The sequence below is a fragment of the Bosea sp. Tri-49 genome (genome assembly GCF_003952665.1).
GTDB lineage: Bacteria > Pseudomonadota > Alphaproteobacteria > Rhizobiales > Beijerinckiaceae > Allobosea.
Map to the genome: position 1 here is coordinate 2,643,249 of NZ_CP017946.1, position 26,308 is coordinate 2,669,556.

At 66.6% G+C, this 26,308-nt stretch carries 21 protein-coding genes; 8 read left to right on the forward strand and 13 right to left on the reverse strand.

Going from position 1 to position 26,308, the window contains the following annotated elements; translation table 11 throughout:
* The first annotated feature begins 17 nt into the window (after positions 1-17).
* A complete protein-coding gene (locus BLM15_RS13020; protein ID WP_126113153.1) occupies positions 18-6,197 on the forward strand; it encodes an apolipoprotein A-IV repeat region-like domain-containing protein in 6,180 nt (2,059 codons plus the stop codon).
* Between the two features lie 114 nt (positions 6,198-6,311).
* Here the strand turns inward: BLM15_RS13020 and BLM15_RS13025 are convergent, their stop codons facing one another.
* From BLM15_RS13025 to BLM15_RS13045, 5 genes are all read right to left on the reverse strand, one after another.
* Entirely contained in the window at positions 6,312-6,908 is a 597-nt protein-coding gene (locus BLM15_RS13025; RefSeq protein ID WP_126113154.1) for an ABC-type transport auxiliary lipoprotein family protein, read from the reverse strand.
* A 12-nt stretch (positions 6,909-6,920) separates the two neighbouring features.
* Positions 6,921-8,054: an MlaD family protein gene (locus tag BLM15_RS13030; protein WP_126113155.1), complete on the reverse strand. Its 1,134-nt coding sequence runs from the start codon at positions 8,052-8,054 to the stop codon at positions 6,921-6,923.
* Positions 8,055-8,063: 9 nt separating this feature from the next.
* Positions 8,064-8,780, reverse strand: a complete 717-nt coding sequence (locus tag BLM15_RS13035) for an ABC transporter ATP-binding protein (RefSeq protein WP_206438667.1) — start codon at positions 8,778-8,780, stop codon at positions 8,064-8,066.
* 128 nt (positions 8,781-8,908) lie between these two features.
* Positions 8,909-10,054, reverse strand: coding sequence for an MlaE family lipid ABC transporter permease subunit (locus BLM15_RS13040; protein WP_126113157.1), 1,146 nt, complete (start codon positions 10,052-10,054; stop codon positions 8,909-8,911).
* Positions 10,055-10,076: 22 nt separating this feature from the next.
* Positions 10,077-11,264, reverse strand: a complete 1,188-nt coding sequence (locus BLM15_RS13045) for an MFS transporter (protein WP_126113158.1) — start codon at positions 11,262-11,264, stop codon at positions 10,077-10,079.
* Positions 11,265-11,366: 102 nt separating this feature from the next.
* Here BLM15_RS13045 and BLM15_RS13050 point away from each other — a divergent pair, with 102 nt between their 5' ends.
* Positions 11,367-12,248 carry a hypothetical protein gene (locus tag BLM15_RS13050; RefSeq protein WP_126113159.1) on the forward strand — a complete coding sequence of 294 codons (882 nt, stop codon included), beginning with the start codon at positions 11,367-11,369 and terminating at the stop codon, positions 12,246-12,248.
* 21 nt (positions 12,249-12,269) lie between these two features.
* Here the strand turns inward: BLM15_RS13050 and BLM15_RS13055 are convergent, their stop codons facing one another.
* From BLM15_RS13055 to BLM15_RS13065, 3 genes are all read right to left on the reverse strand, one after another.
* Positions 12,270-13,151: an ABC transporter permease gene (locus BLM15_RS13055; RefSeq protein WP_126113160.1), complete on the reverse strand. Its 882-nt coding sequence runs from the start codon at positions 13,149-13,151 to the stop codon at positions 12,270-12,272.
* Positions 13,148-13,963, reverse strand: a complete 816-nt coding sequence (locus tag BLM15_RS13060; protein ID WP_236846654.1) for an ABC transporter ATP-binding protein — start codon at positions 13,961-13,963, stop codon at positions 13,148-13,150. Before BLM15_RS13060 ends, BLM15_RS13055 begins: the two co-directional genes overlap by 4 nt.
* A 110-nt stretch (positions 13,964-14,073) precedes the next feature.
* Positions 14,074-15,102, reverse strand: coding sequence for an ABC transporter substrate-binding protein (locus tag BLM15_RS13065; RefSeq protein WP_126113161.1), 1,029 nt, complete (start codon positions 15,100-15,102; stop codon positions 14,074-14,076).
* A gap of 231 nt (positions 15,103-15,333) precedes the next feature.
* Between BLM15_RS13065 and BLM15_RS13070 the strand changes: the two genes are divergently transcribed.
* Together BLM15_RS13070 and BLM15_RS13075 are read left to right on the forward strand one after the other, a co-directional pair.
* On the forward strand, positions 15,334-15,993 hold the full coding sequence (locus BLM15_RS13070) for an NAD-dependent epimerase/dehydratase family protein (protein WP_126113162.1): 660 nt from the start codon (positions 15,334-15,336) through the stop codon (positions 15,991-15,993).
* Positions 15,994-16,018: 25 nt separating this feature from the next.
* Positions 16,019-16,819: a creatininase family protein gene (locus tag BLM15_RS13075; protein WP_126113163.1), complete on the forward strand. Its 801-nt coding sequence runs from the start codon at positions 16,019-16,021 to the stop codon at positions 16,817-16,819.
* A 123-nt stretch (positions 16,820-16,942) separates the two neighbouring features.
* Here BLM15_RS13075 and soxR read toward each other — a convergent pair whose 3' ends face one another.
* Complete coding sequence (gene soxR / locus BLM15_RS13080) at positions 16,943-17,404, reverse strand: redox-sensitive transcriptional activator SoxR (protein WP_126113164.1); 462 nt, start codon at positions 17,402-17,404, stop codon at positions 16,943-16,945.
* A gap of 74 nt (positions 17,405-17,478) precedes the next feature.
* Here soxR and BLM15_RS13085 point away from each other — a divergent pair, with 74 nt between their 5' ends.
* Positions 17,479-18,033: an NADPH-dependent FMN reductase gene (locus BLM15_RS13085; protein ID WP_126113165.1), complete on the forward strand. Its 555-nt coding sequence runs from the start codon at positions 17,479-17,481 to the stop codon at positions 18,031-18,033.
* Positions 18,034-18,260: 227 nt separating this feature from the next.
* A complete protein-coding gene (locus BLM15_RS13090; RefSeq protein WP_126113166.1) occupies positions 18,261-19,031 on the forward strand; it encodes an MBL fold metallo-hydrolase in 771 nt (256 codons plus the stop codon).
* Positions 19,032-19,051: 20 nt separating this feature from the next.
* Here BLM15_RS13090 and BLM15_RS13095 read toward each other — a convergent pair whose 3' ends face one another.
* Positions 19,052-19,645 carry a TetR/AcrR family transcriptional regulator gene (locus BLM15_RS13095; RefSeq protein ID WP_126113167.1) on the reverse strand — a complete coding sequence of 198 codons (594 nt, stop codon included), beginning with the start codon at positions 19,643-19,645 and terminating at the stop codon, positions 19,052-19,054.
* 126 nt (positions 19,646-19,771) lie between these two features.
* Between BLM15_RS13095 and BLM15_RS13100 the strand changes: the two genes are divergently transcribed.
* Entirely contained in the window at positions 19,772-20,176 is a 405-nt protein-coding gene (locus BLM15_RS13100) for a DUF6463 family protein (RefSeq protein WP_126113168.1), read from the forward strand.
* Positions 20,177-20,184: 8 nt separating this feature from the next.
* On the opposite strand, the gene BLM15_RS13105 is transcribed toward BLM15_RS13100, so the two are convergent.
* From BLM15_RS13105 to otnK, 3 genes are all read right to left on the reverse strand, one after another.
* Positions 20,185-21,678: a malonate--CoA ligase gene (locus BLM15_RS13105; RefSeq protein ID WP_236846741.1), complete on the reverse strand. Its 1,494-nt coding sequence runs from the start codon at positions 21,676-21,678 to the stop codon at positions 20,185-20,187.
* A gap of 74 nt (positions 21,679-21,752) precedes the next feature.
* Positions 21,753-23,081 (reverse strand): malonyl-CoA decarboxylase, encoded by a 1,329-nt coding sequence (locus tag BLM15_RS13110; RefSeq protein ID WP_126113170.1) that lies wholly within the window; start codon positions 23,079-23,081, stop codon positions 21,753-21,755.
* Between the two features lie 84 nt (positions 23,082-23,165).
* Positions 23,166-24,431 carry a 3-oxo-tetronate kinase gene (gene otnK / locus BLM15_RS13115; RefSeq protein WP_126113171.1) on the reverse strand — a complete coding sequence of 422 codons (1,266 nt, stop codon included), beginning with the start codon at positions 24,429-24,431 and terminating at the stop codon, positions 23,166-23,168.
* Between the two features lie 356 nt (positions 24,432-24,787).
* Here otnK and BLM15_RS13120 point away from each other — a divergent pair, with 356 nt between their 5' ends.
* Positions 24,788-26,293 (forward strand): ABC transporter substrate-binding protein, encoded by a 1,506-nt coding sequence (locus tag BLM15_RS13120; protein WP_126113172.1) that lies wholly within the window; start codon positions 24,788-24,790, stop codon positions 26,291-26,293.
* The last annotated feature ends 15 nt before the right edge of the window (positions 26,294-26,308 follow it).

A 26,308-nucleotide genomic window follows, 5' to 3' on the forward strand; every position in this document is an offset into this window, starting at 1 on the left:
GTAGCGAGGCGGCATTCATGACCCGGCAGAACAAGCTCCAGGATCCGACCGAAGCGGCGATGTCGGCGATCGAGGAGGCGCTGAGGCTCGACCCGTCGAAGACCGAGGGGCCAACCTCCGCCGAGCCGAGGATGCCGGCGACGGGCGAGAACGAGCTCAAGATCGATCTGCCGCGTGTCGAAAGCGCCCCCGTAGCGCCAGCGGCCGCCGAAGCCGTACCAGAAGCGCCGGTCGCTCCGCCCCGCCCCGCCATCGCGCCCGACACCAGCCGCGTCGCCAATGATGACCGCCGGGATTCCTCTTCGCTCGTCCAGGCCTTCGCCGTCCGTCCCTCCGGCCGGCCCTATTGGCTCGCGGTCCTGGCCACTCTCGCCTGGCTCGGCGGCGTCGGTTTCACGCTCGTCAGCCGCTATGGCTCGTTCACCGAGGGCCTGCCGGCCGGCATGGCCGCCTGGGGGCCCGGGCAATGGGCCTTGCTCGCCTTCGGTGCCGGCACGCCCGTCGTCTTCTTCTTCGTGCTGGCGGCGCTCTATCGCCGGACCCAGGAGATGCGGCTGGTCTCGCGCGCGATGACCGAGGTCGCGCTGCGCCTGGCCGAGCCCGAGGTCGTTGCGACGGATTCCGTCCTGTCGCTCAGCCAGACCATCCGCCGCGAGGTCGCCGCCATGGGCGACGGCATCGAGCGCGCGGTGGCGCGCGCCGGCGAACTCGAAACCATCGTGCGCGGCGAGATCGCCACGCTCGAGCGGGCCTATGCCGACAACGAGATCAGGCTGCGCTCGCTGATCGACGAACTGGTGAACCAGCGTGAATCCGTCGTCGGCAATGCCGAGCGCGTTAAATTCGCGATCAGCGGCGCCCATGAGAGCATCAGCAAGGATCTCGAAACCGCCAGCCGCTCGATCGCCGACGCGGTCGCCGAGGCGGGCGAGCGCGTCACCTCGCGCCTGACCGACAAGGGCGACCAGATCACGCTCGCGCTCGGCCATGCCGGCGAGCGCATGGTCGACGAGATCAGCGGCCGCGGCAGCGATCTGGTCGAGCGCCTGCAATCGACTTCGCATGATGTCAGCGAGCGCATGACGAATGCGAGCCAGTCGGTAACCGCCTTGCTCGACAACCGCGCCCAGGAGATTGCGGGCTCGCTGGAGCGCACCGGCGCCGTGCTCACCGAGGGCCTGACCGCCGGCGCCCGCGACGTCACCCGCGCCATCAGCGAGACCGGCGCCCAGGTCGTCGAGTCGCTGGCGAGCCGCGCCGAGACCGTCAACGATACGCTGCGCGTCACCGGCGACACGCTCGCCCAGGAAATCTCGCAGCGCGGCGCCACCGTCGCGGAGCGCTTCGAGCAGAGCGGGCGCACCCTCGTCGAGTTGTTCGACGAGCAGAGCGGCAGCCTGAGCCGCCGCCTCACCGAAACCGGCGAGACGCTGCGCAACACGATCAGCAGCGAGGGCGAGAGCGTCACCACCCGTCTCGCCGAAGTCGGCCGCGGCGTGCACATGCTGCTCGGCAAGCAGAACGAGCTCGTCGTCAGCCGCATCCAGGAAGCCGGCGACACCGTTCATGGCCTGATCGCCAGCCAGGGCGAGACACTGGTCGAGAAGCTCTCCGGCACGGTCCAGACCGTCGACACCTTGCTGAGCGAAAAGACCGACTCGATCGTCCTGCGCTTCGACGAGGCCAGCAAAGGCCTTCACAGCCTGATCGGCGAGCGCGGCGAGGAACTGACCGCGCGGATCTCCGCCGTCGGCGCGACCGTGCACAGCCTGTTCTCCGAGGAGGCGAGCAGCCTCGTCACCCGCCTTTCCGACGTCGGCCACGAGGTGCGCAGCACGATCGGCGAGCAAGGCGACCATCTGGTCGGCCGTCTCTCCGAAACTGGTCAGCGTCTGCAGGAAGCGATTAGCGAGCGCGGCGATGGGCTGGTGCTGCGCATGGCCGAGATCGGCCAGGGTGTCGAGCACGCGATCGGCGAACGCGCCGACAGCATTGTTGCGCGCGTGTCCGATGCCGGCCGCATCGTCGAAAATGTGATCGGCGAGCGCGGCGACAGCCTCGTCGCCAGGCTGTCCGACAGCACCGAGGAGATTCACCGGACGCTCGGCGACCGCGCCGAGGGCATTGTCGCCCGCGTGGCCCATGCCGGCCGCGACGTCGAGGCTGCGATCGGCGAGCGTGGCGACGGGCTCATCGCCCGGCTGTCGGAAGTGGCGCGCGAGGTCCACGCCACGATCGGCGAGCGCGGCGACAGCCTGGTCGCGCGCCTGTCGGATGTCGGCACCGAGGTCCACACCGCGATCGGCAGCCAGCGCGAGACGCTGGTGACGCAGCTCACCGATGCCGGCGCCAGCGTGCGCAACCTTCTCATCAACGAAGGCGAAGCGCTCAGCGGCCGCGTCATTGCGACCGGCCAGGACATGCAGGAGCTGCTCTCCGGCCAGAGCCAGGCGCTGGTCACCCGCGTCGCCGATGTCGGCCGCTCCGTGCACGGCCTGCTGGCCGAGCGCGGCAACGCGCTGATCGACCGGCTGGCGGAAGCGAGTGGAACCGCACATCAGCGGCTCGACGAAACCGGCGAGGCGCTCGCCGCCAAGATCCTGGCTGCGAGCGAGACGGCGAAATCCGTCATCGACAACCAGCACACTGGCTTCATCGCCCGCCTCGGTCAGGCGGGAGACGAGGTCGGCGCCCTGCTCGGCACCCAGCGCGACGCGATCGTCGCCGGCCTCACCGCGACCGGCCGCGAGGTCCACGGGCTCATCGGCGAGCAGAGCCAGACGCTGGCCAGCCGTCTCGACGAGGCCACCAAGGCCCTGTCCGACGCGATCAATGTCGACGGCCGCGAGATCGCCGACCGCGTCACCGAGGCAGCGACCGCGCTGCGCGGCACCTTCACGACCGAGGCGGAGCGTGCCAGCAGCCTGCTCGCCGCGACCGGCAAGGACGTGGTGATCGCGCTCACCCAGCAGGGCGGCCGCGTCAACCAGGCGCTCGCCGCCAACGCCGAGTCGCTGCTGCGCTCGGTCGATGCGCGCTCGCAGGCGCTCAACGAGTCGCTCGCCAGCAAGCATGACTCGCTGAACCGCCTCTTCGACGTTCAGGGCCGCGAGATCGAGGCCACCATCGGCGCCCGCCTCGGCGCCTTCGAGGAGATCATCGTCACCCGCGGCGGCACGCTCGCTGCCAAGCTCGGCAACGACGCCCGCTCCTTCACCGACTCGGTGACCTTGCGCCTGACTCAGGTCGAGAAATTGCTCGGCGAGGAAGGGCAGGCGCTGGCCGAGCGGATCGGCGAGCGCTCGCAGCATGCAGCCGAGATCATGACGGCACGCACGCAGGAAGCGGCCGCCACCATGGAGACCCAGATCAAGATCTTCGAGGACCGCTCCAGCGCCAAGAGCGCCGAGATCGCGACCTCACTCGACGGGCTCATCGCCCGCATCGACGGCAATCTCGGCTCCCGCGCCAACGCGCTCAACGAGGCGCTGGTCGAACGTACGGTCGATATCGCCCGCGTCATGGCCGAGGGCGGGCGCGAAGTCACCCGCGCGCTCACCGCCAAGGCCGATGAGATCGGCGAGATCGTCACCACGAAGAGCGAGGCGCTGACACAAACGCTCGCCGACAAGGCCGACAGCATCAACGCGACGCTCGGCGGACGCGCTTTGCAGATCGCCGATACGCTCGACCAGAGCGTGGCGCGGTTCGAAGAGCGCGTCGTCAACCGGCTCGATACGGTCTCCGGCACGCTCGACTCACGTGGTACCCAGATCGCCCAGACGCTGCAGGGGACCGCAGATTCGATCGCCGGCTCGCTCGGCGACCGTACCGAGGAGCTGCGAGCCCTGTTCGAGGGCAAGGGCGCCAGCCTGATCACCCTGCTCGACGAGCGCGGCAACCAGATCGTCCAGACGCTGCAAGGCACCTCGGAATCGATTGCCGGCTCGCTCAGCGCCCGGACGGAAGAGCTGCGCGCCCTGTTCGAGGACAAGGGTTCCGGCTTGGTCAACCTGCTCGACCAGCAGGGCAACCAGATCGTCCGGACGCTGCAGGAGAAGTCCGACGGCATCGCCGCCGCGCTGTCCGAGCGCTCCGACGAGCTGCGCGCCGTCTTCGACGAGCGCGGTGGCGGCATCCTCAACGCGCTCGGCCACCGCGGCAGCCAGATCGCCCAGATCCTGCAGGAGCGGTCGGACGGCATCGCCACCGCCCTCTCCGGACGGACGGAGGAGCTGCGCGCCCTGTTCGATGAGCGCGGAGGCGACATCCTGAATGTGCTGGACCAGCAGAGCCGGCATCTGACCCGGACCCTGGCGGAACAGTCGGAAGGAATGAACTCCTCGCTGACCGCACGGACCGAGGAAATCCGTGCGCTGTTCGACGAACGCGGCAACGGCGTGATCGACGCGCTCGGTCAGAAGGGCGCTGCTCTCGCCGGCCAGTTCGCCAGCATCGGCGAGGCCCTGGTCAAAAACATCGAAAACCGTGGCGGCTCCGTGGTCGCCAGCCTGCGCGAGCGCGGCACCGAGATGAGCCAGGCGCTCGATCTCGCCTCGGGCGCGCTGCGCGAGACGATCGAGAGCGGGACCAACCAGTCGGTCGAGGCGCTGCTTAAGACCAACGAGCAATTGCGCAGCGAGCTCGGCAGCATGCTGGGCCGCCTCGGCGAGGCCAACAAGCTGATGCAGCAGATCGTCACCGGCGCGAACAAGAACCTCGCGGCGGTCGAAGGCAGCCTGTCGGGCCGCGTCGAGGAGCTACAGACCGTGCTCTCGACGGTGGTGCAGGAGACCAACCGCACCTCGGAGCAGGTCGCGAGCCAGATCGCGACGCTGAAGGGCTACTCGGAAGGCACGCTGCGCGACACCGTGGCGCTGATCTCCCGGATCGACGAGCAAGGCTCGACGATGACCGAGACCTCGCAGGCCAATGCCGCGGCGCTCAACGCCGTCGCGCAGCGGCTGGAGCAGGTCGAGGCCCGCGTCGGCAATGTCCTCGCCGACCGCAAGGAGGCGCTGGAGCACCTGCACGGGCTGATCTCGACGCGCACCGACGACATCGAGCAGATCACCCGCTCCTTCTCGTCGGCGCTCGACGATTCGCTCAGCAACGCCGAGACGCGCACCCGCCAGCTCAGCACCGTGCTCGGCGACGCGGCCGAGTCGACCAACAACGCCATTGCCCAGCAATTCGACTCGATCCGCGCCGCCAGCGGCCGCGAGCGCGAGGCGACGGCACTGGCGCTGCGGGCGGCTTATGAAGAGGTGGTGAACGAGGTCTCCGGCGAGTTCGCCAAGGTCACGGAGCGCTTCCAGAGCGCCGCCGAGGACATGCGGTCGATGTCAGCGGAGATCCATCGCGAGCTCGAGACAACCCGCACCGAGCTCAAGAAGGGCGTGCTCGAACTGCCGCGCGAGACGCAGGAATCGACTGCCGCCATGCGCCGCGTCGTCGCCGACCAGATCAAGGCGCTCAACGAGCTGACCGAGATCGTCTCGCGCTCCGGCCGCAGCAGCGACGTTGCACGCCCGCAGGGCGAGCGGCGGGCAGTCGCCTATCAGCAGCCAATGCCCGTAGCCAGCGCGTCGGTCGCCGTGCAGAGCACGCCGGTGCTGACCGAGCCGCTGCGTGCCTCGATCGACCCGACGCCGGAACCGGCGAGGGCCGAGCCGCAAGTGCAGGTTCAGGCGCGCCCTGCCCCCGAGCCCGTGCGGCCCGAGGCTCAGCGCGCCGAGCCAGTGCGCCGGCCCGCGGCCGAGCCTGCTCCGGCAAAGTCGGGCTGGCTCTCGGACCTCCTGAGCCGCGCCTCGCGCGACGACCGGGCGCCCGAGGCCTCCAAGCCGACGGCGCACAGCATCGAGAAGCTCGACTCACTCTCGGTCGACATCGCCCGGATGATCGACCATGACGCGGCCGTCGAGCTCTGGGAGCGCTACAAGCGCGGCGAGCGCAACGTCTTCACCCGCCGGCTCTACACCCTGCAGGGCCAGCAGACCTTCGACGAGATCCGGCGCAAATACCGCCGCGACGCCGAGTTCAAGGAGACGGTCGACCGCTATATCGAGGAATTCGAGCGCCTACTCGGCGAAGCCGCCAAGGACGACCGCGACTCAATGGTAGCGAAGACCTACCTGACCTCGGAAACCGGCAAGGTCTACACCATGCTGGCCCATGCCAGCGGGCGGTTCGAGTAGAAGAACCAACCGGCCAAGCCGGATACGAAAAGGCCGCCCTCCGGGCGGCCTTTTCTTTTGGCGCAGGCTATATGTGCGATTACCCTCGCCGCGTCACCGCCCAAGCTTGTTCTGTCACCGCGCCCAGCGGACGATTTGGATCAGTACCTGGGACAGCGCCTGGTCAAGGGCCTGCGCCGCCCCTGCCCCGTCGACGGCGCTGGCCGGCACACGGGCGGAAAAGACACGGGCGCGCTGGACCTTGCCGGTGCGATCGCCGATCAGCTTGGCGGTGATCTCGACCACGGCCTGACCGCTGGCGGCGTCGATGTTGAAGGCACGGATATCGGTGTTGAGCTGGAGGTCGGGCACGATGCGTTCGCCCGGCCGGCCGACAGCGGCAATGCGGCTGCCGTTCTCGAAGGTCTGGATCAGACGGGTCTGCACCAGATTGGGCACCCGGTCGGCCCATTGCGCCCCGCCGAGGAACGAGAGTGCACCGCTCGAATCCTTCACGATCAGACGGTCCGAATCGAGTGCCTGCACCGTCGTCGGCTGCGCGACGATCAGCACCCCACCGCCACCGCCGATGCGCCCGAAATCGCGCGGCGCGGAGAGATCGTAGGTGGTCGGCGCCGCGCCGCCGCCGCAGCCGGCCAGCAGCAATGCACCTGCAACCGCCAGGGACAGGGCGCGCAAACGACCACGAAGCAGCGAAGGCGAGGTCAGCATGGTCATATCGAGCTAGCGCGATCCGCCATATTGGGGAAGCGGCGGCCGGCCGCCGAAGATGAACTGCTGGGGATTACGCTCGACATTACGCAGGACGCGGTTGAGATCGCCGAGGGTACGCTTGCCGTCGGAAGCCAGCGTTTCGAGATCGCGCAGGCCCGGACCAGTGAAACGGTTGATACCGGTGGTGATCTCGGCGGTGCGCTTATCGAGATTATCGGCCAGGGCCCGGATCGATTTCGCCGCGCTGGCGACCTCGGCGAAGGCGCCCTGCCCGTCCTGCGTGTTGAGGAATGACTGCGCTGCCTTGAGCACGCCCTCGACCTGATCGGCGGCGCGGTTGAGCTTGTCGGTGATCGAGGCGACGTCGCTGACCGCCTTCGACACATCACTGCTGGAGCCGCCCAGCGCCGCGGTGAACTTGTCGATATTGTCGACGATGCCGGTGATCTTCTTCTGATCGATCGAGCGAACCACCAAGGTCAGCTCTTCGCTGAGGGTGCCGAGCTTCTGCGACAACGGCGCGATCGTGTCGGCGATCTGGCCGAAGCTGGCCATCAGCTTGTCGATGCTGCCGGAATTGTCGCCCAGAGCCTTGGAGAACTTCTCGACATTGCGCACGGTGTTGCTGATCGAAGCGGAGTTCTCCTTGATCAGCCCGTCGAGATTGCCGAGCACGTCATCGGCCTTCTTCGCGACATTGCGGACTGTCTCGATGATGTCCTGCAGCTCGGAGCGTTCGGCGATGATGGTCGGCAGCGGCTCGCCGGGCTTTGCCTGCAGTATCGCAGCATCGGGCTCGCCACCGATCAGCTGCAGGGCAACGACGCCGGCGAGCCCCTGCGCCTCGATGCGGGCGCGCGTATCGACCCTCAGCGGCGTTGTGTTCTCGACCTCGATCACGCCGAAGATGCGGCGTGGGTCGTCAGGCTGCAGGCCGATCTGCTTGACCTCACCGACGCGCAAACCATTGAAAAGCACGCTCGATCCACGCCCAAGCCCGGTGACGGTGCCAGTGAAGATGACGCGAACGTCCTGCTTGCGGCCGCCGCCACCGCTGCCGAACCAGTAGACGAAGCCGAACATCGCCGCGATCACCGCGAGGGTGAAGAGGCCGACCAGGGCGTAATTCGCACGGGATTCCATCGCGGGCGGTCAGGTCCTCGTTTGATCCGCGGGCAACCGGGCGCGTGCCCGCTCCCCACCGAAATACGCTTTGAGCCAGGGATGATCGGACGCCAGCATCGTGGCGAGCGGACCGACCGCGATGACACGCTTGTCCGCCAATGCAGCAATCCGGTCGCAGGCTACATATAGACTATCGAGGTCATGGGTTACCATGAACACCGTCAGCCCCAAAGTCTGCTTGAGCGTCATGATCAGTTCGTCGAATTCGGCGGCGCCGATCGGGTCGAGGCCCGAAGTCGGCTCGTCGAGGAAGACGATCTCGGGATCGAGCGCCAGCGCGCGGGCGAGCGCGGCGCGCTTGATCATGCCGCCGGAGAGTTCCGAGGGCGTCTTGTCGGCCGCATCGGGCTTCAGCCCCACCATCTCGACCTTGAGCATGGCAAGATCTTCGAGCAGACCCGGCGAAAGCTGGAGATATTCGCGCATCGGCACCTGGATGTTCTGCTTGACGGTGAGCGCCGAGAACAACGCGCCCTGCTGGAACATCACGCCGAAGCGTCGTTCGAGCCGGCGCCGGCCACGCGGATCGAGCTTGTCGACGTTCTCGCCGAAGACCTCGATCGAGCCGCGCTGCTTGCGCACCAGACCGAGGATCGTGCGGGTCAACACCGATTTGCCCTGGCCGGAACCGCCGACGAAGCCGAGAATCTCACCGCGCATCACGTCGAGATCGAGCCCGTCCATGATCACCTTGTCGCCGAAGGCGACCTTGAGATCACGGACGCGAATCACCGCCTCGGGCTCCTGCCTGGCCGCATCCTGCGGTCCGCGCGGGCCGGTTTGAGAGGGTTTGTCGAGCACCGGACGCCCCCTCACATCCGAATCGAGGCGAAGAACATGGCGAACAGCCCGTCGACCACGATGACCATGAAGATCGCCTTCACCACCGACGCCGTCACCTGATGGCCAAGCGATTCGGCCGAGCCCTTGACCGCCAAGCCTTCGATCGAGGCGATCAAGCCAATGACAAAGGCCATGAAAGGGGCCTTGATGAGGCCGACCGCGAAATGCTGCCAGGTGATCACGGACTTCAAGCGATCGAGATAGGTATCGAGGCCGATGCCGCCATAGAGCCAGCTCACCAGCCCGGCCCCCACGAGGCCTGCCATGGCCGAGATGAAGGTCAGGATCGGCAGCGCGATGATCAGTGCCAGGATGCGCGGTACGATCAGCACCTCGATCGGGTCGAGCCCCATCACCCGGAGCGCATCGATCTCCTCGCGCATCTTCATCGAGCCGATCTCGGCGGTGAAGGCGGAGCCTGAGCGACCCGCCACCATGATCGAGGTCAGCAGCACCGAGAGCTCACGCAAGACCAGGATGCCGGTCAGGTTGACGACAAAGGCGGTCGCGCCGAAGCGCTGGAGCTGGAAGATGCCCTGCTGCGCGACGATGCAGCCGACCAGGAACGAGATCAGGATAATGATCGGCGCGCCGTTGAAGGCGATCAGCTCGACCTGGTTGACCAGCGAGGGCCCGCGGAAGCGCCGCGGCCCCAACAGGGCGCCGACGCAACCTGCCATCACCTCGCCGAGAAAGATCGCGCCACCGGCAAGATCGCGACCGAAGCGGACGACGCCCTGGCCGATGTCGATAAGGATGGTGACGAGCCCGATCGGGCGAACCGGCGGCTGGTAATCGGTGACGTCGCGCTCGACCTCCGCGAGCAGCACGCCGTGCTCCGGACGGCGGCTGGTCAGCTCGACCGAAGCGCCCTTCGCCTCACCCGCCTGCTTCACCTGGCCGAGCAGATAGGCGCCGAGCGTATCCAGGCGTTCGACCGCCGACAGGTCGAGCCGTGCGCTGCGCACGTTGCTGATGCGCTCCGTCAGCTCGCTGGTCAGGGCCTCGAGACGCGGCGCCCGCCCGGCGCTCCAGCGCCCGGCCAGCGACACCACGAGGACGCCACCATCGTCGCGATAGACCGCCTGCGGCTCAGCGTCGTCGACGACAGCCATGACGGTTAGCCCACTCCCGCATTCAGATTCGGCCCCCATAGCCTGTATCGCTGCGCGCCCGGAGGATGGCAAGCGCCGCCAGCGCCAGGCCGCACAGCGCGACCGGCACCATGGCGAGGAACACGCCGGGCCCGAACACACGATAGAGATAGCCGGACAGAATGGTGGTCAGCCCCATCGCGAGTGCACCGGCTGCAACGAGACGGCCCTGCGCCGCCGCGCGGCGCGCCTCCGGGGCGAGCGCCGACAACGCGGCCAGCGAGCCGAGATGAGCGTAGCCGAAGGTGGCGCCATGCAGTATCTGCAGCAGGAAGGTGACCGCCAGGCCAGGATCGGCGCTCATCATCCCGAAGCGCAGCGCTGCCGCCACCGCCGCGATCGCGATCCAGCGCAAGCCGACGAGGCCGCGCGCCGCAATGCTGCCTGCGACCAGGAAAACCGCGATCTCGGCCAGGACAGCGACAGCCCAGAGCCAGCCGATCACCTCGTCGCTGAAGCCGAGGCTGCGCCAGTGCAGCGAACCGAAAGCATAGAGCGCCGCATGGGTGGCGTTGACGCAAGCGGCCGCAGCGACCGCGAGCCAGAACGGAAGCCTGAAGCCGGCCGGAGATGCGCCTTGCCGGGCGACGGGTGAAATTCTTCCTGGCGGCGCCGGCGCTTGCAGGGCCGCGAGCGCTGCAAGCGTACTGCTGCCGGCCAGGACGAGCGGAATCAACCAGGCGCCATACAATGCGATCAGATAGCCGCCGGCGAGGTTCGAGAGCACGAAAGTCACCGAGCCCCACAGCCTGACGCGGCCATAGTCCTTCAGCGCCCCGGCTTTCACCTGCTCGGTGGTCAGGACGTCGGCGAGCGGCACCACGCCCGAGAGAGCGATGGCGCTCAGCGCGGTCAGGACCGCGATCGGGACGAGCTGCGCCTGCTGCGCCAGGGCGAAATAGATGATCGCGGCCAGTGCGTTGAGCAGGGCCAGCAAGATATTCGGGCGCGGCCTGTCACCGAGACCGGTCACCGACGACGCGACGAAGACGCGCACCAGGATCGGGATCGCCAGCACATAGCCGATATCGACATCGCTCAGACCCTTAGAGCCGAGCCAAACGGGGAAGAACGGCAGATAGAAGCCGACGCCGAGGAAGTTCAACGCGTGCATGAGCGACAGGCGCGCGGCCAGCAGACGTGAAGGCTCGGACCGGAGAGGCGGTGACATGCCAGTGGCAGCGATTTCTTAAAGAATCATCAGCAAGTTTGCCGATGGGCATCTTCGGTCGGCGACAAGCGATTCGGCCAGCCCATGGAGAGCAGTCTGGCCATGAGCGACGCGCGTTCGCCATCTCCGCTGAGCGCAGCCGATTACGACACGATCGCCGCTGCCGTGGTGGAAACGTCGCGCGGCCGCTGGTTCCTGAACGAGTACGCTCGCCGAAACCGGCAGGCTGATACCGAGATGGTGCTTTCGGCCATCGCCCGGCTCGAGCGGCTCTGCTCCGTTCCCGCGGTGGAGCTTGGCCCGAACCTTTCGGAAACGGCGCGGACGATTGCGGAGCTTCGCGGCGATCTCGACCGGGCCGGCGTCAGCGGCACCTCCGCGCGGCTGTCGACCCGCATACAGGAGACGGCGTCGGGCATCCTCGAGGCGGCAGAAGCGATCCAGGAAATTGCCTGGACGCTCCGCGAATCGGGATCGGCATCCGAGCTTTGCAACCGGCTCGACCAACGTGCGACCCAGATCTATGGCGCGACCACAGTGATCGAGGCCGGGGCCAACCAAATCGAAAAGGTCGCCGACACCATCGCCATGCTGGATGCGAATCTGCGCGCGACCGCAGGCGACACCGATTTCACCTTGCTCGATACCCCTCGGCCTTCAATGGCGCCGGCCGAGATGCCCAGGCCGCCCGCTCCGAAGAGAACGACGGACCCCGGCGACATCGATGTGGTCGAGGCCGGCACGCAGGAGCGCGCGCCACTCAACGAAACCGGCCTGCGCCCGTCGACGCAGGCCTATCGCCGACGCGGTAGCATCCAGGCCGCCGAAGACGATATCGCTTTCGCCGATGTCGGCGCGGCTGGCCAGGCCATTGCCGATCCGCCAATGACAAGTTCCGCGCAAGTCGAACTCAGCTATTCAGAGGCCGACCTGCGAGCGATCGGCACATTGCCCGTCGAGGATCGGCTGCGCTTCTTCGGCTAAAGCCGTTCCGCTCTGCCGCGCTCAGTTCTCGCGCTTCAGCGCGCTCTCGTGCCAGCGCCGCAGCAGCAAATGCGAGATCCAGCTCGTCGCGAGGAAGATTGCGATGCCGGAGAGCGAGATCATCAGCAGCGCCGCAAAAACACGCGGTATCTTGAGCTGGTATCCGGCCTCGAGGATGCGATAGGCCAGCCCCGATTCCGAGCCACCCGTCCCTGCCACGAACTCGGCGACGACGGCGCCAATCAGCGCGAGCCCGCCCGAAATCTTGAGGCCCGCCAGGAAGTAGGGCAGCGCCGCCGGTAGCTTGAGATGACGTAGCGTTTGCCAGCGCGTCGCGCCATGGAGCTGGAAGAAGTTGATCAGGTTGTGGTCGGCGGAGTTCAGCCCGAGGATTGTGTTCGACAGGATCGGGAAGAAGGCGACGATCCAGGCGCAGATCAGCAGCGACAGGTTGATGTCGCCGGCCCAAATGATGATCAGCGGCGCGATCGCGACAATCGGCGTCACCTGCAGGATCACCGCATAGGGCAGAAGCGCCATCTCCAGCCATTTCGATTGGGTGAACAGCACCGCGAGCGCGACACCGACGACGACCGCCGCCGCCAGCGCCATGAAGGTGATGCGCAAGGTGACCCAGAGCGAGGTCGAAAGCGTGCCCCAATCGGCGATTAGCGTCTGGCCGACCAAGATCGGCCCCGGCAGCACATAGGACGGCACCTCGTTCCAGCGCACGGCGAATTCCCACAGCCCGAGCACCAGGAGACCGACAGCGATCGGCGCGAGAATGCGGGGCCAGAAGCTGACCGGCAGGCCGAGGATGGACGGTTCGGTAACAGTGAGCGGGCGGGCTTCGGCATCGGTGCCGTCATGCGGCACGGAGGTCGCGGAGGAAGAGGAGCTCATGCGCCGATCGCCTCCTTGAGCTTGCCGGAGGCGAGCCGGCAGAGATGGGCGTATTCGGCCGAGGTCCGGAACAGCTCGTCACGCGGATAGGGCGCCGAGACATCGAGATCGGCCATGACGCGGCCGGGCCGCGCCGCCATCACCACGATGCGCTGCGAGAGATAGACCGACTCGAAGACCGAGTGCGTCACGAAGACGGCTGTGAAACGCTCGCGCCACCACAGGCTCAGGAGATCGTCGTTGAGGCGGTGGCGGGTGATCTCGTCGAGCGCGGCGAAAGGCTCGTCCATCAGCAGGATCTTCGGCCGCATCACCAGAGCGCGGGCGATCGAGACCCGCATCTTCATACCGCCGGAGAGCTCACGCGGATAAGACTTCTCGAAGCCTTTGAGCCCGACCAGCGCCAGCATCTCGGCCGCTCGATCCTGCGCGTCGCGCTTGGGCACATGCTTCAGCGTGAGCGGCAGCATGACGTTGGAGAGCGCATTGGCCCAGGGCATCAGCGTCGGGTCCTGGAAGACGAAGCCGAGATCGCGCTCCGCCTGCCCTTGCGTGCCCTCGCCCGCGCCGGGCCAGTCGATCGTGCCGGTGGACGGGCTGCCCAGCCCGGCGATCATGCGCAGCAGGGTCGACTTGCCGCAGCCCGAAGGGCCGAGCAGGCTGACGAACTCGCCGCTATCGAGGCTGAGATTGACGTCGCGAACAGCCAGCGTGCCGTTGGCGAACTGTTTGGAGACGTTTCGCACGCAGACCAGCGGCTCGGCGCCAGTCTGACGTACTGCATGTGGTGTGCTCAGATAGGCTGTGTCCAAAGGCCTGATGATCCGTTTTATGAAAGGCCGTCATTCTCGGGCGGAGCGGAAGCGCAGACCCGAGAATCTCCGGCAAGAGATGCTCGGGACAAGCCCGAGCATAACGTTCTTCAGGGCTTGCCGACGCCCTTGTTGATGAACTCCAGGCTGTAGGCCTTCTTGACGTCGACCCCGGCGGGGATGACGCCGGCCTCGGTCATCGTCTTGGCGAAGCTCGCCCAGCGCGCATCGGTCATGGCGCCGATGCCGAGGGTGCGCGCGTCGCCGGAGACGACGATGCCGTTGTCGTTCATCACCTTGAGGGCGTAGTCGATCTTCTCCTGATCCATGTCGGGATTGTCCTTCAGGATCCGGGCATTGGCGGCGGCGATGTTGGGGCCGCCCTTCATATATTCGGCCCAGCCTTCGGCCGTCGCGTCGACGAAGCGCTGCACGACCTCCTTCTTCTCCTGCACCATCTTCCGGGAGATCGTGATCGTGGTGTTGTAGTTCTCGAAACCGGCATCGGCGAGGAGATGGACGACCGGCTCGACGCCGGCCTTGCGGATGACAAAGGGCTCGGAGGACAAAAAGCCCTGCTGCGTCAGCTTCTTGTCAGCCAGGAACGGCGCCATGTTGAAGGTGTAGGGCCGGATCTGCTCGTCGCGATAACCGAATTTCAGCTTCAGGAACGGCCAGAAGCCGACGCGGGCCTGCGCCGCGATCAGAATAGGCTTGTCCTTGAGGGCGGCGAGCGTGTCGTTGCCCTGGCCCGGGTGCGAGATCAGGACCTGCGGGTCCTTCTGGAAGATCGAGGCGATGCAGAGGAAGGGCAGGTTCTCCTGCGCGAAGCTCAGCGCCTCCAGCGAATTGCCCATGATCATGTCGACGCGGCCGCCGAGCAGGAGCTGGGTCGGGTTCTGCTGCGGACCGCCGGGACGGATCTCGACGTCGAGGCCGTACTTCTTGTAGATGCCGTTGGCGGCAGCGAGATAGAAACCACCATGCTCGGTCTGGGCCCGCCAGTTGGTCTGGTAGCTGACCTTGTCGAGCGTCTGCGCATTGACGCGGGCGCCTGGCACCGGGATCAGCACCGAGGCGGCCGAGCCACCGAGCAGGCCGAGCGCAGCGCGCCGGTCGAGGCGATATTTCATCGTCATGGCAGGACCCCCTCCATCATGTCGCAGACCTGTCGCCGGGTTGCGTAACTTCCGCGTCCGGCAAGCAGCTTGTATGCCACGGCCGACGCCGTCATGTGAATGTGCATCAGCGCTCTGCACACAGATGGCGGCAACGCTTCCATCGCGCGGCTTGCCGGCTATGCTGTGATCAGCCAACGCCGCCTCTGATGGCGTCCCACGATCTGGAATCCAGCTGAAAACCTCTACGCTATGAAAGTCCTGATCTTCGGCGCGACCGGCATGGTCGGACAAGGCGTTCTGCGCGAATGCCTGCTCGACCCCGGAATCGAGGAGGTCGTCACGATCGGCCGCACGGCGACGGGCCAGCGCCACGCCAAGCTGCGCGAGATCGTCCATGCCGACCTCACCGACTATTCGGCGATCGAAGCAGAGCTCACCGGTTTCGACGCTTGCTTCTTCTGCCTCGGCGTCGCCTCGGCCGGGATGAGCGAGGCCGATTACAGTCGGATCACCCACGACATACCGCTCGCGGCCGCCCGGACGCTCTCCCGGCTCAACCCGGCGATGACTTTCATCCATACCTCCGCAGCGGGCACCGACAGCAGCGAGAGCGGCCGTGTGATGTGGGCCAGGGTCAAGGGTCGGACCGAGAACGCTCTGCTGCGCCTGCCCTTCAAGGCCGTCTACATCTTCCGGCCCGCCGGCATCCGCCCGATGCACGGCATCACCTCGCGCACCACGCTCTATCGGGTAGGCTATGCCATTGCCGCACCGCTCCTGCCCTGGCTCGAGCGGAGCTTCCCGCGCTATGTCACCTCGACCGAACGGCTGGGCAAGGCGATGCTGAGGGCTGCGCGCGAGGGCTCACCCAAGCCGATCCTCGAGTGCGAAGACATCAACCGGCTATGACCTGCCGCCGACAAGGACTGACGGAATGAGTGCGCGTTTCTGGGGCGATCTCAAGAGCAGCGACTTCGCCGGACTCTCGCCCGAGGCGACCATCGCCGTGCTGCCGCTGGCCGCGATCGAGCAGCACGGCCCGCATCTGCCTGTGTCGGTCGACACCACCGTGATGAACGCGATGCTGGCGCTGGCGATGCCGCAGGTTCCGGCCGGGCTCGACGTGCTGGTGCTACCGACGCAGGCGATCTGCAAGTCGAACGAGCATCTGCATTCGCCGGGCACGCTGACCATTTCCTGGGAGAGCGCGATCCGCAGCTGGATCGAGATCGGCGAGAGCGTGAAGCGCGCCGGCCTGCGCAAGCTCGTGCTCGTCACCTCGCATGGCGGCAATGTCGACCCGATGAAGGTGGTGGCGCGCGAATTGCGCGTCAGCCAGGGGATGTTCGCGGTCTCGACCTCCTGGAGCAATTTCGGCCTGCCGCCGGAGCTCTATGGCGAGATGGATGCCAAGCACGGCATCCATGCTGGCGATATCGAGACCTCGCTGATGCTGCACTTCCGGCCCGATCTCGTCGACATGAGCCAGGCCGGCCGCTTCGTGCCGCGCACGGTCGAGATGGCGGACGAGGGCTACACATTGCTGCGGCCGACCGGTGCCCATCCGTTCGCCTGGATGGCGCAGGATGTTCATCCGTCAGGTGCGGCAGGTGACGCCAGCCTCGCCACCGCCGAGAAGGGCAAGGCGACGGCTGAGTTCCAGGCCGCAGGCTTCGTCGGGCTGCTTGCCGATGTCGCGCGCTTCCCGCTGGCGAAGCTGCACAAGGCGGGGTGAGATAACGGCCTAACTGTCATTGCGAGGAGCGCAGCGACAAAGCAATCCAGGGGCGGCAGAGCTCGACGTCCCTCTAGATTGCTTCGCTGCGCTCGCAATGACGGGCAGCGCCTCCCATCCTCCTCAATCCGGATCCAACAGCCGCGGCCCCGCCCCCTGCTTGCCCAGTTCGTCCCAGGGATTGTGCAGGGGGCAGCTCTTCACCGAGAGGCAGCCGCAGCCGATGCAGTCGTTGAGATGGTCGCGCAGGCGCGTCAGCCGGTCGATGCGACGCTCCAGCTCCTCCTTCCAGGCGGCTGAGAGCCGGCTCCAATCCTCAGCCGTCGGCGTGCGCTCCTGCGGCAGCGCCTTGAAGGCCTCGCGGATGGTTTTCAACGGGATGCCGGCGCGTTGCGCCACCTTGATGATGGCGACGCGGCGCAGCACCTCGCGCGGGTAGCGGCGCTGGTTGCCAGCATTGCGGCGGCTGCGGATCAACCCTTCCGCCTCGTAGAAGTGGAGTGCGGAGACCGCGATCCCGCTGCGGCTCGCGACCTGGCCGACGCTGAGATCATCGGCGAAGAGATTGCGGGCTGGGTGCTTCATGGCGCTTGACCTTAACCTTACTTGAGGTCTTATAGAGATCGCTCCGCTGCATCGCCAGCCCCCCGGAGCCTCTCATGCATCGCCCGCTCATTCCCCAGATCAAGATCGCCGTGGTCTACGGCAGCACGCGCCAGGGCCGCCTCTGCGACAAGGTCGCCGGCTGGACGATCGCGCAGATCGAGGGCGACGGCCCATTCTCGGTCGAAAGCGTCGACCCCGGCGCGCACGATCTCGCCGAGCAGACGGAGCGGCTCGGTCGGGCCGACGCCTTCATCGTGGTCACGCCTGAGTACAACCGCTCCTTCCCGGCGCCGCTGAAGGCGCTGATCGACGGCACCGGCGCACAATGGCGCGGCAAGCCGATCGCATTCGTCTCCTATGGCGGCGTCTCGGGCGGCCTGCGCGCCGTCGAGCAACTCCGCCTCGTCTTCGCCGAGCTGCACGCGGCGACGATCCGCGACGGCGTTTGCTTCGCCAATGCCTGGGACCAGTTCGACGAGGCCGGCTACCTGCGGGATGCCGACCGGGCCGAGCGGGCGATGGCGACCATGCTTGGGCAGCTGCACTGGTGGGCGAGCGCCCTCAGGACAGCCCGCAACACCGTGCCCTACGGCCAGTTCGCCGCCTGAGCAGCATCCGGCACGACACGATCTCGGCAACTCGCCAGCAGGGATTTTGTCGTGTCAGGAGCTTGTCGGAGACGAAATCAACACCCGGAGGGCTGCGAGTGGAAAATCTCTCTGAAAACGCAGGCACCTAACGCCGCGATGCAGTTTGCTTCACAAATTCGAACTGGTCGCGGCGGCTGCATGCGGGAAGGATCGGGCAGACCGATCCCTCCTTCTGCGGAGCCGCCATGCAGCTCAAACTCCTGCGCAACGCCCTGCTCAAGCTGAGCTATGCCGGCAAGACCCTGCTGATCGACCCAGATTTCGGCGAAAAGCTCAGCCGCCGCTCGATCGCCGGCAAGTCGCAGAACCCGATGGTCGACCTGCCCGAGCCGATCGAGGAGATCCTCGCCGGCGTCGACCACGTCATCGTCTCGCATCTACATGCCGACCATTTCGACGAGGTCGCCAAGGCGCGGATCCCGAAGGACATTCCGCTGATCTGCCAGCCCGGCAATGAGGACGCGATCCGGGCGGCCGGCTTCAGCAATGTCGAGCCGCTCGACCATTTCGTCCGCATCGGCCAGATCGTAGTCAAGCCGCAGCCGGCCCAGCACGGCACCGGGCCGGTCGTCGAGGTCATGGGCAAGGTGATGGGCTTCACCCTGGAAGCACCGGGCGAGCCTTGGGTCTACTGGTGCGGCGACAGCGTGCTTTATCCGCCGCTGCAGGAGGCCGTCGCCAAGGCCGAGCCCGACGTGATCGTCACTCATTCCTGCGGCGCGCTCTGGGACGGCACGCTGATCGTCATGGATGCGCAGCAGACGCTGGACCTCGCCGAGCAGGCGCCGCAGGCGGTGATCGTCGCCGTCCACATGGAAGCGCTCGACCATGCCAGCGTCAGCCGGCAGGCGCTGCGCGAGGTGGCCGAGGCCCGCGGCATCGGCCGCGAGCGGCTGCTGATCCCGGCCGATGGCGAGACGATCGAGCTGAAGGCGTCGGCGCGAGCCGAGGCCTGAAGGATCGCGACCCGGCTATCTCAACCGGCTCTGGTGGAACTCTGCGCCGCCGCATCGAGGACGATCGCGACAATGGCTCGGAACGGCGCATCGCCTGCCAGCTTGGGTGTGTAGCGCCGCGCCGCATAGATGCCGAGAAGCGTCAGGTAGATCGCCCGCGCGGCAAGTTCGGCCTCGGCCGGGGCAAGCCCGGCCAGCGCAAGCTCGCTGGCAACGTGGTCGATGCGCTGCTGATCGACAAGACGGCAACCGCGGCCGGCTGACGCATCCTGTGCCGCCCAGGCGCGGAGTGCACCCTCAGCCTCGGCGACGTTCACCCCCTCGCTCTCGGCTTCGAGCGAAAGCTGCGCCAGTGTTTCAAGGCGCTGCCGCGGCGTGGGCAGATCGGCACTGCGCTCGATCAACTGGGCGGTGAGCTCGTCCTGCCAGAATGCGAGCAATGCGGCGAGAAGATCGCCGCGATCCTTGAAGTGCCAGTAGAACGAGCCCTTGCTCACCGAAAGGCTGCGCGCCAGCCGCTCGACCTTGACGGCTTCGACACCACCTTCGGCGAGCGCCACAAGGGCCGCTTTGACCCAATCCCGCCGCGTCAATGCCTGCCCCGTCGCCGTCATGGGCACCTCTCGTCATACACCATAGCGCCATACGCAAGCGTATGGACATACCCACGCTACATATCGTACATACGCAACCGTATGGTCTGGATGTACAAGCCCCAGGCTGAAGCAGGAGGTCGCAACATGATCCGCTGGAGCGCGCGAGCCTTGGTCGCTCTCGGAATCCTGCATCTGCTGGTGCTAGGCCTCGACGCACGCGGCGAGATTTCAGGCTGGCTCGGCCTGACGCAGTGGACACTGGCGCATTGGCAGCCTTTCGCCGACCAGCCGCGCGAGCTTGCCGCCAGTGGTGCCGCATTCTGGTCGACGATCGGGAGCTTTGCGATACCGAGCATTCTGCTCGGTTGCCTGATCCTGCATCTCGACGCGCATAGCCAAGCGGTTCCGGCCTTTGTCGGCTGGGGACTGCTGGCCTGGTTTGCGGTTTGTGCGCTCCTGGTCGAGCCGAGCGGCTTTCCCGCCGGCCTTCCCGTCGCCGCCGCGCTCCTTGCCGGGATCAGGAGGCAAGCGCGCTCCGGCACCAGCTGAGAGGCAGCCTACTCGCCCGCCTTGAGCTGCTTGGCGTAGATGTCCTTGTACTGCTCGCGCAGCAGGTTCTTCTGGACCTTGCCCATGGTGTTGCGCGGCAGGTCGGCGACGACGAAGACCTGCTTGGGCTGCTTGAACTTGGCGAGGCGCTGCTCCAGCGCCTTGGCGATGCCGGCGGCGGAAATGTCCGCGCCGGCCTTCGCCACCACCACGGCGGTGACGCCCTCGCCGAAATCCGGATGCGGGCAGCCGATCACGGCGCTCTCGATCACGCCCGGCATCTCGTCGATCTCGGCCTCGACTTCCTTGGGATAGACGTTGTAGCCACCGGTGATGATCAGGTCCTTGCCGCGCCCGACGATGTGGACATAGCCGGCGGGGTCGATCTTACCGAGATCGCCGGTGATGAAGAAGCCGTCGGCCCGGAACTCGGCCGCCGTCTTCTCGGGATTGCGCCAATAGCCCTTGAAGACGTTCGGGCCCTTGACCTCGATCATGCCGATCTCGTCGCGGGCGAGTTCCTTGCCGCTCTCCGGATCAGTGACGCGGGCCGAAACGCCGGGCAACGGGAGGCCAACCGTGCCTGCCACCCGCTCCCCGTCATAGGGGTTCGAGGTGTTCATGTTGGTCTCTGTCATGCCGTAGCGCTCGAGGATGGCGTGGCCGGTGCGCTCGCGCCATTCGCGATGCGTCTCGGCCAGCAGCGGCGCCGAACCGGAGACGAAGAGGCGCATATGCTTCGTCGCCTCCTTGCTCAGGCGCTGATCCTGCAGCAGGCGGACATAGAAGGTCGGCACGCCCATCATGCTGGTCGCCTTGGGCAAGTATTTGAAGACCTGCTCGGGGTCGAACTTCGGCAGCAGGATCATCGCCGCGCCGGCGAACAGGATCACATTGGTCGCGACGAAGAGGCCGTGAGTGTGGAAGATCGGCAGAGCGTGCAGCAGCACGTCGCTTTTGCCGAAGCGCCAGTAGTCGACCAGCGCCAGCGCGTTCGAGGCGAGATTGTCATGGCTGAGCATGGCGCCCTTGGAGCGCCCGGTCGTGCCGGAGGTGTAGAGGATCGCGGCGAGATCGTCGGCGCCGCGGGCAACATCGGCGAACTCGGCCGCAGCGGCATTGGCCTTGTCGAGCAGGCTGCCGGCGCCGACGCCGAGCGTCTCCAGCTTCGCGCCGGCCTTGTCGGCGAAGGGCTTCAGCGCCTCCGCCTTGGCGGTATCGCAGACGAAGACGGCGGGCTCGGCATCGCCGAGGAAGTATTCGATCTCGGCCGGGGTATAGGCGGTGTTGAGCGGCAGGAAGATCGCCCCGGCGCGGACGGTGCCGAGATAGAGCATCAGCGCCTCCAGGCTCTTCTCGACCTGGACGGCGACGCGGTCGCCGGGCTTCACGCCGAGCGCCACCAGCGCATTGGCGAAGCGGGCGGAGACCGCGACCATGTCGGCATAGGAATAGGTCCGGCCGTCATCGAGGAACGCGAAGGGCGCGGTTGGCGCCGGCATGCGGGCCTTGATCAGGTCGAACAGATGATTGCCCATGATTTCGGGTCCTTTCAGGCGTTTCCGTTGTGTGTTGTTCAGTGTCTGGCCGGCCGCAGCAGCTTCTTCACCGAGGAGGATGCGACCACGGTGTTGCGGCTGGCGAAGGCCTCGTGATTGGCTTCGATATCGTCGAGCTCGTAGCGGTAATTGACCATCACGCCATGCGACTCGCGCAGGCCGCGGTCGGAGAGGTTGCCGCCGACATTGATGCGCTCCAGCCGCGCGCCATTGCCGAGATGGAAGCGGGCGACCGGGTCGATCACACGTCCGGAAGACGTGCGGGCCCGCAGCATGTATTGCGCCAGCATCTGCCCGAGCAGCTTGTCGCGGCGGGCCTCGGTCACCTCGTCGAGCGCCACGACCTCGGCCGGCGCCTGCATCAGCAGCGCCGCCTCCTCATTGGTCAGGCCGAGTTCGGCCGGCTCGGCCAGCAACGGCCCGAGCCAACGAGCGAAACCCGGCACCGGCGAGAGCGTAACGAAGACGTCGAGCCCCGGCAGCTCGCGTTTCAGATCCTCTGCGACCTGCTTGATCAGGAAATTGCCGAAGGAGATGCCACGCAAACCCTCCTGGCAATTGGAGATCGAATAGAACACCGCCGTGGTCGCCGAGGACGCCGGCAATACCTCGCGTTCCTCGCTCAGCACATCGACGATGCGGCTCGGGCTCTCGCGGGTCAGCGCCACCTCGACGAAGATCAGCGGCTCGTCGATCAGCTGCGGGTGGAAGAAGGCGAAGCAGCGCCGGTCGGCCGGCTCGAGCCGGCGGCGCAGATCGTCCCAGTCCTTGATGGCGTGGACCGCCTCGTAGCGGATGATCTTCTCCAGCACATTGGCCGGCGTGGTCCAGTCGATCCGGCGCAGCACCAGGAAGCCGCGATTGAACCAGGAGCCGAACAGGTGCCGGAAATCGGCATCGACCGCCTTGAGATCGGGCTCCTGCTTCATCGCCTCGAACAGGCTCTCGCGCATGCGCACCAGCACATGCGTGCCGCCGGGCGCGAGATTGAGCCGGCGGAACAGCTCCTGCCGGCGCGGCTCGGAGGCGAGATGGAGCTGGCCGATCGCCTCGGCGTCGGGATTGTCGCGATAATGCTGCAGCGCGGCGTCGAGCCGTTCGCGATCGGGGCCGAAGCGCTCCTGCAGCAGGCGGAAGAAGGCGAGCCGACCGGCCTCGTCGAGCCGCTCCCAGTCATCGAGAACGGCCTGCGCCAGCGCCATGCCGGAAGCCTCGCCGCGGCCCGAGAGCAGGTCCTCGCAGAGCTTGTCGAGCGGCCGCCGGCGGTTCGAGGCGAAGCGCTCGAAATTGATCAGCGCCCGGCCGCGATCGGCGACGCTGGTCAGGAGATCGCCAAGAAACGCCATCTGCACCCCCAAAGCCTCGCTTGCACCGCCTATCCTATACGAGTTTACCGAAGCGCAAACGCGAGGCGACGCGACACGATCGCGCTACCTCAAGAGTTCCCACGCCTTGAGGAAGAAATCGGGCGCGCCAAAATTCCCCGACTTCAGCGCCACCACCATGTCAGGCCCGTCGACGACGCGGGTCCAGGGCACGCCGGGATCGATCTCAGGGCCGATCTCCAGCGTGCGGATGGAAAGCCCCTGCACGACCGCGCCGGAAGTCTCGCCGCCCGCCACGAGCAGGCGGGTGACACCACCGGCGTTCAGAAGTCGCGCGAGTTCGGCGAAGGCGTGCTCGACCGTCTCGCCGGCCTTGTCGCGGCCGAGCTTGTCCTGCACCGCTGCGACCTCAGCCGGGTCGTCGCTAGAGTAAACGAGGAAGGGCTTGTCGGCCGGCTGCGCCAGGGCCCAATCCGCCAGCTCCTTCGCCGTCTGCTTGCCACCGGCCAGCACCAGCGGATCGACCTTCAGCGCCGGGATGCCGGCAGCCAGGGCCGCCTTGATCTGACCGCGTGTCGCCGCCGAGCAGCTGCCGGAGATGATGCCGGCGCGGCCGGCCGGCGCCGAGAGATGCGTCGCAGTCTCACGCCAGGGCAAAAGCCCCGCTTTGCGGAAGTTCTCGGGCAGGCCCATGGCGATGCCGGAGCCGCCGGTGAGCAGGACATGGTCGGAAATGGCCTCGCCGAGCACCATCAGATGGCCGTTGTCGAGCGCGTCGGTGACGACATAGCGCACGCCGTCCGCCGCTAGTTCGGCCAGGCGCTTGCGCACGGCGGCAGCGCCCTGGTTGACGGCAGCATAGGAGGCGAGTCCGACCTTGTGCCCGGTCTGCGCGCCCATCAGCCGCATCAGGTTCGAATCCCGCATCGGCGTCAGCGGGTGATCCTTCATCGAGCTCTCGTGCAGCGGCACCTCGCCGACAAAGAGATAGCCCTGGAAGATCGAGCGGCCATTCGCCGGGAAGGCCGGGCAGACAATGGCCTGATGGGCGCCTAGGCGCTGCATCAGCGCATCGGCGACCGGGCCGATATTGCCCTTGGCCGTCGAATCGAAGGTCGAGCAGTATTTGAACAGGATCTGCCGCGCGCCGGCAGCCAGCAGCGCCTCGCAGGCGGCGAGCGAATCCGCCACGGCTTCAGCGACAGGATTGGTGCGCGATTTCAGCGCGACGACGACGGCATCGGCCTCGGGCAGTTTCGCGCCGGCAGCGGGCGCGCCGATGACCTGGACCGTGCGCATGCCGGCGCGGTTCAGCATCAGGGCGACGTCGGTCGCGCCCGTCATGTCGTCGGCAATCACACCCAGCAGCATCGTTCGACCTTTTCTGTTGGACTTGCCGCATAAGCATACGAGCAACGTCCGGCAAATCTTGCATACCAGAATCGATGCAAACAGCGACAGAGCCGGATCGCGCCGCTGCCATGCAAGCGCTGGCGACTGGCATTCGTCATACTGTATCCATTGCACCAATCGCGTTGGCGTGGAATGTTTCAGACAACGCTCGGCAGGGACAAGGCGAGCCTATCGACGATCACCTTGAAATGCGCCAACTTGGTACCGAATGGGACCAAGTCAGAATGAACCCGCGGAGCTGCCAGAATCGCCGAAGAGCGAGGGCGCACCGGTCAGCGGGCCACTATCAAAGCAAAACAAACAGGGGAACAGCGATGAAACGTATCGTACTGCTTGCGTCGGCGGCCTTGCTCGGCCTCGCCGCACTTCCGGCCCAGGCCCAATCGCCGTCGACCTTGCGCATCGGGCTCCAGGAAGACCCCGATATGCTCGATCCGCACAAGGCACGCACCTTCGTCGGCCGCATCGTTTTCATGGGGCTGTGCGACCGGCTCGTCGACATAGACCCGGAGCTGAAGATCATCCCGCGGCTCGCGACCGAATGGTCGTTCTCGGCCGACGGGCTGACGCTGACGATGAAGCTGCGGACAGACGCCAAGTTCCATGACGGCGAAACCTTCAACGCAGAGGCCGCCAAGGCCAATATCGAGCGGGCGATGACCCTGCCGGATTCGCTGCGCAAATCCGAGCTCGCCTCGGTCGAGAACGTCAGCGCTCCCGATCCGGCGACGCTCGTCTTCAAGCTCAAGCGTCCCGATGCGACGTTGCTCGCCCAGCTCACCGATCGCGCCGGCATGATGCTGTCGCCCAAGAGCCTCGGCCCCGACATCACCGCCAAGCCGATCTGCTCCGGCCCCTACCAATTCGTCGAGCGCGTCCAGAACGACCGCATCGTGCTCGACAAGTTCAAGGGGCACTGGGAAGCCGACAAGTACCAGTTCGACCGTATCGTCTACCGCGCCATCCCCGACACCACGGTCCGGCTCGCCAACCTGCGCGCCGGCGAGCTCGACATGCTGGAGCGTCTGGCGCCGACCGATGTGAAATCGGCCCAGGGCGACAAGAGCCTGAAGGTCCAGAGCACCGCCAATCTCGGCTACCAGGGCATCACCATCAACACCGGCCATGGCGAGGCCGCCAACCAGCCGATGGGCAAGGACAAGCGGGTGCGACAGGCGCTGTCGCTCGCCATCGACCGCAAGGTGCTGAGCCAGGTCGTGTTCGAAGGGCTCTATGAGCCGATGATCCAGCCCTTCAATCCCGGCAACCAGTATCTCTCTGCCGCCTTCCCCGTGCCGGCGCGCGACGTCGCCAAGGCCAAGGCGCTGCTGAAGGAGGCTGGCGTCGCCAAGGTCAGCATCGATCTCTTCGTCACCAACAACCCCGTCGACGCCCAGCTCGGCCAGGTCATCCAGGCGATGGCGCAGGAGGTCGGCATCGACGTCCAGATCCGCTCGACCGAATTCGCCAGCCAGCTGCGCGACCAGCAGCAGGGCAAGTTCCAGATGAGCCGGATCGGCTGGTCCGGCCGCATCGACCCCGACGGCAATATCCACCAGTTCGTTACCAGCAAGGGCAACCAGAACGACGGCAAGTATTCCAACGCCGAGGTCGACAAGCTGCTCGACGAGGCCCGCACGATCTACGACGTCGCCGAGCGTAAGAAGCGCTACGACGCGGCGCAGAAGATGCTCCAGGACGAATTGCCGATCGTCTATCTCTACAACCAGACCGTCTTCTTCGCGCTGCGCTCCAACCTCCAGGGCTTCGTGATCAATCCCGACGGGATGATCCGGCTGTCGGGACTGAAGCGGTCGTGAGCATGTCGTTCGACA